Origin of the sequence: Lolliginicoccus lacisalsi, assembly GCF_014841105.1 — a bacterium.
GTDB lineage: Bacteria > Actinomycetota > Actinomycetes > Mycobacteriales > Mycobacteriaceae > Lolliginicoccus > Lolliginicoccus lacisalsi.
In genome coordinates this window covers 484-9,208 of the sequence record NZ_JACYWE010000017.1, presented here as the reverse complement: position 1 = coordinate 9,208, position 8,725 = coordinate 484, and the positions used below count along the sequence as shown (strand labels likewise).

The following is an 8,725-nucleotide window of genomic DNA, read 5'->3' as shown; positions in this document are numbered from 1 at the left end:
TGGCAACGCGAGCCATCTCCCGGATCAATGAGCAATTCGGTTGCGAGCTCGTGGTGCGGGAGTTGTTCGAGCACCCCACCGTCGCCGCGATCGCGGAAGCAGCGAGCGCCCGCGCGCGGGCGAGCGACGACCGGCCGCCCTTGACGGGCGTGAAGCGGCCAGCGGTGCTGCCGCTTTCCCTGGGCCAGCAACGCATGTGGTTCATCAACCAGTACGACTCGGCGTCCGCGGCCTACAACATCCCGCTGGCCATCACCCTCACCGGTCGGCTGGACATCGACGCGCTCCGCGCCGCGTTCAGCGACCTCGTCGCGCGCCACGAGGTGCTGCGCACCTACTACCCGGCGACGCCCGACGGCCCTATCCAGGTCGTCCAGCAGCCGGATCAGGCCGCCATTGCCCTGCCGCTGCACCAGGCCGAGGCCGCCGGGGGCGTGCGCGAGGCAGCGTTCCGCTTCGCGGCGCAAGGCTTCGACGTCACCGCATCCCCGCCGATCCGCGCCGCGCTGTGGCGAGCAGGGCCGCAGGAGCACCTGCTGGTGGTGGTCATGCACCACATCAGCGGTGACGGGTCGTCGCTCGCCCCGCTGATCAACGACTTGATGACCGCCTTCATCGCACGGCGCGAGGGCAACGCTCCGCAGTGGGAGCCGCTGGAGGTGCAGTACGCGGACTTCGCGATCTGGCAGCGCGAGGTCCTCGGCGACGAGGCCGACCCCGGATCGATCGCGGCCCGCCAGATCGCGTTCTGGCGCGAGGCACTGTCGGGGCTGCCCGATCTGATCGAGCTGCCGCTCGATCACCCCCGGCCCCCCGTGCAGGACATGACCGGTGGCAACGTGCGGTTCACTATCCCGGCAGCATTGCACGCACGCATCGCCACGCTTGCCCAGCAGCACTCGGCAACACCGTTCATGCTGGTGCACGCCGCCTTTGCAGTGCTGCTGGCGCGGATCTCCGCGACCACAGACATCACGGTGGCGACTCCCATGGCTGGTCGCGCCGAGCGCGCGCTCGACCAGGTCGTCGGGATGTTCGTCAACACCCTGGTGCTGCGCACCCCTGTTGATCCGGCGTCCCCGTTCAGCCAGCTCGTGGATGCAGCCCGGGCCGCGGACATCACCGCGTTCGGAAACGCGGACGTGCCCTTCGAGCGGCTCGTCGAGGTCCTCGACCCGGTCCGCTCGCAAGCCCATGCCCCGCTCGCCCAGGTCGGCTACTCCTACCAGAACCTGGAGCGTCCCGAGCTGCGCCTGCCCGGCCTCGTCGTGGAACCGATCGCCGTTGATACCGGTGTCGCGCAATACGATCTGCACCTGCATGTCCAGGAGGAGCTCAGCGACGAGGGCAAGCCGCTGGGGCTGCATGCGGCATTCACCTACGCAACGATCCTCTTCGACGAATCGACCATCCAGCGACTGGCCAGCCAGTTCGTGCGCTTGCTCGACGAGGCCACTGCTGATCCCTCGGCACCGGTCGGCGACATCGACATCCTCGAGCCCGGCGACCGGGCCCTCGTGCTCGAATCCTGGGGGCGCGGCGACGACAAGGATCTTGCCGCGGAGCCATCGAACCTCGCCGAGAGGTTCGATGCGCAGGCAGCGCGCTCGCCCGGAGCGATAGCGCTTGTCTTCCGCGACGACACGATGACCTACGCCGCTCTCGATGCCCGCTCGAACCAGCTCGCCCGGTACCTGATCGAGCAAGGCGTTGGTCCTGAGGTCCCGGTCGGGCTCTCGATCCGCCGGTCGTTCGAGCTGCTCATCGCGATGTATGCCATCGTCAAGGCCGGGGGCGCGTACGTTCCCATCGATCCCGACCACCCCCGCGAGCGCAATGACTATGTGCTCGAGGCATCCGAGCCGGCGTGCGTGCTCACCACGACGCACGATGCGGTGCCGATGCCCGGCGGAACGCGCGTGGTGCAGGTCGATCAAACTGATGTCTCCGCCTACAGCGATCGCCCCGTGACCGATGCCGACCGCCATGGCGTGCTGCGCCCGGGCAACACGGCCTACATCATGTTCACCTCGGGCTCCACGGGACGGCCCAAGGGCGTGATGGTCAGCCACGCGGCGATCGTCAACCAGATCGCCTGGAAGCAAGCGGAGTACCAGCTCGACCCCGACGATGTGGTACTGCAAAAGATCGCCACCACGTTCGATGTCTCGGTGTGGGAGTTCTGGTGGGCACTGTCCGTCGGGGCGCGGCTCGTCATCTCCGAACCGGACATGCACCAGGATCCCGCCTACGTCGCGTCGATGATCGAGAAGCACTCCGTCACCGCGACGACCTTCGTGCCCTCGCCGCTCTCGGTGTTCGTCACCGTGGCCGACCGCAAGCACATCGCCACGCTGCGGGACATCTTCGTCATCGGCGAGGCATTCCCGATGGACGTCGTCGCCCGCTGGAACGCGATCAGTGGCGCGCGGGCGCACAACCTCTACGGCCCGACGGAAGCGGCGGTCTCGGTCACCAAGCAGATCGCTGTCCTCGACGAGAACGCCACGGTGGTCCCGATCGGCGTGCCCCAATGGAACACGGGCGCGCTCGTGCTCGACGCGCGGCTCCACCCCGTGCCCCCCGGGGTTCCCGGCGAGCTGTACCTGACCGGGGCGCAGCTCGCGCGGGGCTACCTCAAGCGCCCAGCGATCACCTGCGACCGCTTCGTCGCCAGCCCCATCGGCGCGCCCGGCGAGCGGATGTACCGCACCGGCGACCTCGTGCGGTGGCGCAACGACGGCGTGCTCGAGTACCTCGGCCGCACCGACTTCCAGATCAAGCTGCGCGGCCAGCGCATCGAGCTCGGCGAGATCGAGGCCGCCCTGCTCGCGCACCCAGTGGTCAGCCAGGCGGTGGTCCTCCTCGCCACCGATGACAGCACGGGCGACTACCTCGTTGCCTACGCGGTGCCGGATGAGGGGGCCGATGTCTCGGGCGACGAGCTCATCGTCCACCTCCAGCAACGCCTGCCGCGGTACATGGTTCCCGCCCACATCACCGTGCTCGCCGCGTTCCCCCTCAACCCCAGCGGCAAGCTCGATCGCAAGGCATTGCCCAAGCCGGACTTCTCCCCGATCCACCGCGAGATCGTCGCCCCCCGCACACCGGTCGAGGAGACCATCGCCGCCGTCTTCGCGGACGTGCTCGGCATGGACGAGGTGAGCGCCCACGACGAGTTCTTCGAGATCGGCGGCAACTCCCTCAGCGCGACCCGGGTGATCGCCCGCATCAACGAGGCGCTCGGCAGCGCCCTCGCCGTGCGGGACATCTTCGACGCCCCCAGCGTGGCCGCCCTCGCCGACCGGGCCGAGCACACCAGCACGGAGCAACGCCAGCGCCCGCTCGTTGCCCGGCCCCGCCCCGAGCGCGTGCCGCTCTCGCTCGCGCAATACCGCATGTGGGTGCTCAACCAGCTCGAGCCAGGGTCCGGCGGATACAACCTGCCGCTCGCCCTGCGGCTCGCCGGGCGGCTTGATCGAGACGCCCTGCGCGGCGCGATCCGCGACGTCATCGCTCGCCACGAGACCCTGCGAACAGTGTTCCCCGCTGTCGACGGCACCCCGGCGCAAGTGGTCCTGCCGATGTCGGAGATCCCCCTCGAGGTGCCCATTCACACGGCCAGCCAGCAAGGGGCGGAGGAATCGGTCCACGAGATCGCGGCACGCGGCTTCGATGTCTCCCGCGAGATTCCCGTGCGGGGCGCCATATTCGAAATAGCGCCGGACCACCACGTCGTCGTCCTGGTGCTGCACCACATCGCGGCCGACGGGTTCTCGATGGCACCGCTCGCCCGCGACATCATGCTGGCCTATCACGCGCGGCTCCACGAGATCGAGCCCGGCTGGAACTCGCTGCGCGTCCACTACGCCGATTTCGCGCTGTGGCAGCGCGAGGTGCTCGGCGACGAGTCCGATCCAGGTTCCCTCGCCTCACAGCAGATCGCCTACTGGCGATCCGAGCTCGAGGGCCTGCCCGAGGTGCTGGAGCTCCCCACGGATCATCCACGCCCCGCGGTCCAGTCAATGCGCGGCGCCGTGCACGAGTTCACCATCCCCAGCCAGCTCTACCAACGGCTTGGCGCGCTCGCGCGCAGCAACAATGCCACGACATTCATGGTGCTCCAGACGGCGCTCGCCGTCCTGCTCGCACGGTCCTCCAGCACGAGCGACATCGCCATCGGCACCCCGATCGCGGGGCGAGGCGACAAAGCGCTCGATGACCTGGTCGGCATGTTCGTCAACACGCTTGTGCTGCGCACCAGGATCGATGACGGCATGAGCTTCGAGGCGCTGCTGGGCAGGAACCGCGAGACCGTGCTCGGTGCGTTCGGCCATGCCGACGTGCCCTTCGAGCGGCTCGTCGAGGCGCTCGCGCCCGAGCGTTCCGCAGCGCACAGCCCGCTGTTCCAGGTGATCCTTGGCTTCGAGAACCTCGAGCAACCCGAGTTCACCCTCGACGGCCTCACCATCACCGGGGTCGCCCCGGGCCATGCGATCGCCAAGTATGACCTGCACGTCGCCATCGCGGATGGCATGCCCGATGGGCATGACGTCCGCGCGAACATCACCTATGCGACCGACCTGTTCCGCGAATCCACGATCGCGGCGATGGCGGAGCGGTTCGTGCGACTGCTCGAGGGCATCGTGTCCGATCCGGGCCGCGACGTGCACGATTTCCCTCTGCTGGGCGCGGATCAGCTCGCCGAGCTGCACCCCGTCGCCGGATCGCCCGCCGAGGAGCCTGTGCACCTGTCCGGGCTCATGGCGGAGGCGGTGGCCCGCGGCCAGGATGGTCCCGCGCTCGCGCAGGACGGGAGGACCCTCACCTATCGCCAGCTCGACGAGCAATCGAATCAGCTCGCGCGGCTGCTCATCCAGCACGGCGCCGGTGCCGAGCAGCCGGTCGCAGTGAGCATCCCGCGCTCGATCCCGTCGATGGTCGCGCAGTGGGCAGTGGCGAAGACCGGAGCCACCTACGTCCCGGTCGATCCCTCCTACCCGCGGGAACGGATCGACTACATGCTGGCGGATTCCGGCACGCGCCTCATCGTCACCACGGTCCCGGAGCAGTACCCGGACCATGACGTGGTCGACCTCTCCAGCGCGAGCCTGGCCGATCATCTCGCCGCGCTCCCGGCCGAACCGCTGAGCGCGGCCGAGCTGCCCGCGCCGCTGCGCATCGACCACCCCGCCTACATGATCTACACCTCCGGATCGACCGGGAACCCCAAGGGCGTGCTGGTCACCCACCGCGGGCTCGCTAGCTACGCGCGCGAGCAGCACGATCGCTTCGGCATCACCACGAGCTCGCGGGTGCTGCGCTTCTCGTCCCCGAGCTTCGATGCATCCATGCTCGAGCTGCTCATGGCGATACCCGGTGGAGCCTGCCTGTGCATTGCCCCGCAGGGCATCTACGGCGGCGAGGAGCTCACGGCGTTCCTGCGCGACCAGGCCGTGAGCCATGCGTTCGTAGCGACCGCGGCGCTCGCCTCGGCCCCGCCGACGAGCCTCCCCGAGCTCGCGACCGTCGTCGTGGGCGGGGAGGCGGTGCCCGCGGAGCTCGTGCAGCGGTGGGCGCCCGGCCGGAGCTTCCACATCGCCTACGGCCCGACCGAGACCACCATCGTGGCCTCGCTGTCCGCCCGCACGCAGCCCGGTGATCCGGTGCTGATCGGCGGCCCGGTCCGCGGCAGCGTCGCGCTCGTGCTCGACCATCATCTGCGCCCCGTCCCCGAGGGTGTCCCGGGGGAGCTCTATGTCGGTGGCGCCAGCATCGCCCGCGGCTACCACCAGCGTGCCGGGCTGACCGCCTCGCGCTTCGTCGCTTCTCCGGTGGGTGCCCCGGGATCGCTGATGTACCGGACCGGCGACATCGCCAAATGGGCCAGGGATCGGGACGGGCAGCTCTCCCTCGCCTACCTCGGGAGATCCGATTTCCAGGTGAAGGTGCGCGGCTTCCGCATCGAGCTCGGCGAGAGCGACGCCGCGCTCGCCCAGCACGAGCGCGTCGATGCCGCGGTGACCGTCGCTGTCCGCGGCGCCGCGAACCAGTTGCAGCTCGTCGCGTACGTCACGCCCAGCGGGCCCGCGCCCGACGTCGACGAGCTCCGCGAGCATGTCGGTGGCGTGCTTCCCGATTACATGGTGCCGGCAGCGATCATGCTCATCGAGCAGATCCCGCTCACCCCCAACGGGAAGATCGACCGCAAGGCACTGCCCGACCCACAGTTCCGCACCGCCTCCACCCGGCACCGGGCTCCGACCACTCCGATGGAGGAGGCCATCGTCGCGCTCATCGAGCAGCTGCTCGGATCCACGGGTGTCGGCGTGGATGATTCGTTCTTCGCACTCGGCGGCGACAGCATCATGTCGATCCAGCTCGTGGCGCGCGCCAAGTCCGCCGGGGTGATCCTGACCGCGCGCGATGTGTTCGAGCACAAGACGCCCGCCGCGCTGGCCCGGGTCGCGACGTGGGCCAGCGAATCCGGCGCGAGCCTCCTCGAGGAGCTTCCCGGCGGCGGCGTCGGCGACGTGCCGCTGCTGCCTGTGATGCAGTGGATGACCGAGCTCGGCGGTGCGTTCGCCAAGTTCTCCCAGGGCATGCTGCTCACCCTTCCCCCGGGTGCCGGCGGCGAGCAGCTCGAGCGCACCGTGGCGACGGTGCTCGCGCGCCACGACGCGTTGCGCGCCCGGTTCGCCCGGGACGGCGCGGGAGCCTGGAAGCTCACGGTCCCTCCCGCGACATACACCACCCCGGCCATCCGCCACGTGGTGTTCGAGGAGATAACGGACAGCGCGGCCTTCGCCAGCCGCGTGCGTGCCGAGCATGACGCGGCCGCTCGCAGGCTGGACCCCGCGCGGGGCGAGATGATCCAGTTCGTATGGTTCGAGCCAGCCGCCGGCGCGGCCACCACGGGGAGGCTTCTCGTGCTCGCCCACCACCTGGTGGTCGATGGCGTCTCCTGGCGGATCCTGCTTCCCGATCTCGCCACTGCCTGGGCCCGCAGCGCGGGCAGCGACGATATCGAGCTCGATCCCGTGGGCACCTCGCTGCGCCGCTGGGCGCACGCGCTCGTAGGCCTGGCCACCGAGGAGAGGACCATTGCCGAGCTCGACTGGTGGCTGGGCAGGATTCCCAGCGATGATGCCCCCTTGGGCAGCGCTGCCTTCGATCCCGCGATCCACACCATGGGTGACCTGGAATGGCACGACATCGCCGTGCCCTCGGAGATCGCGGAGCCCATCATCAACGACCTCCCGGAACTCTTCCGGACCGGCGTCAACGATGCCTTGCTCGCCGGGCTGGCCGTGGCCATCGCGCGCTATCGCGCCGCCCGCGGGCACGACGCGGCGCCGCTGCTGCTCAACCTCGAGGGGCACGGCCGCGAGGAGGGGCTCGTTCCGGGAGCGGACCTCTCCCGCACCGTCGGCTGGTTCACCAATGTGTTCCCCGCCCGCATCGACGTCCCCGCCGACGTCACGTCCCCGCTTGGCACCGCTGCTGCTGCTGGCCTGATCAAGTCGGTCAAGGAGCAGCTAGCGGGCATCCCCCGCAAGGGCATGGGGTATGGATTGCTGCGCTACGCCAATCCCGGCACGGCCGCGGCCTTCGATGGGATGCCGGTCCCGCAACTGTCCTTCAACTACCTCGGCCGCGTGGGGAGCAGCTCCGCCGTGGTCGCCACCGAGGAGTACGGCTGGCTGCCCGACGGCAGCATCGCAGGTGCGAGCGGCACCGCGAACGATTCGATGGGCGCGCCCGGCGCCCTCAACATCAACGTCACCGCAGTGCAGGACGAGTCCGGACTGGTGCTGCGCGGATCGCTGTCCCGCATCGCTGCGTTGTTCACCGGCGACGAGGCGCAGGAGATCGTCGCGCACTGGCGCCAGGCGCTCGCCGAGCTCGCTACGCTCGCGCGGCATCCGGAAGCGGCGACCCTCACGCCCTCCGACGTCCCGCTCGTGGCCGTGGACCAGGCAACCCTGGACGCGATCACCCGCCGCTACCGGGATGCCGGGCTCGACGTCCGCGACGTGTGGCCGCTGACGCCGCTGCAGGGCGGGCTGCTCTTCCACGCGATGCTCGCGGGGCAGGGCCGCGATGCGTACATCGCGCAAACAGTGCTGCATCTGGGGGGCACCGTCGATGCTGATCGATGGCAGCGTGCTGGCCAGGCATTCCTCGACAGGAACGCCAATCTTCGGGCCGTGTTCGTCCACGATCACACGGGGTCGCCCCTGCAAGTGATCGTGGATGGCGCCGCGATCACCTGGCAGCATTCGGATCTCACGAGCCTGGGGCAGGACGTGGCACGACGGCGCGCCAGCGAGCTGCGCGAGGCGGATCAGCTCACGCCGTTCCGCATGGACTCGGCGCCGTTGATCCGGATGCACCTGATCAGCGTCGCGCCCGATGAGCACATCCTGCTCATCACCAACCACCACGTGCTGCTCGACGGGTGGTCGATGCCGGTGGTCATCAAGGAACTGCTCGCGCTCTACGCCACCAGGGGGGACGCGCAGCATCTTCCCGCGCCCCGCTCGTACCGGGACTTCCTGGCCTGGCTGGGCCAGCAGGATGCCGAACAGGCACTGTCGGCGTGGGCCGACGCGCTCGCCGGGCTCGATGAGCCCACTCTCGTGGCGCCAGTCGATGCATCCCATGCCCTCGCGGCCGAGCCATCCGAGGTTCTTGTCCCGCTCGGTGACCAGGTCCCCGCGAG

At 69.5% G+C, this 8,725-nt stretch carries 1 protein-coding gene; it reads left to right on the top strand.

Going from position 1 to position 8,725, the window contains the following annotated elements:
* A partial coding sequence (locus HT102_RS15650) for a non-ribosomal peptide synthetase (protein WP_192040389.1) occupies positions 1 to 8,725 on the top strand: 8,725 nt, incomplete at both ends.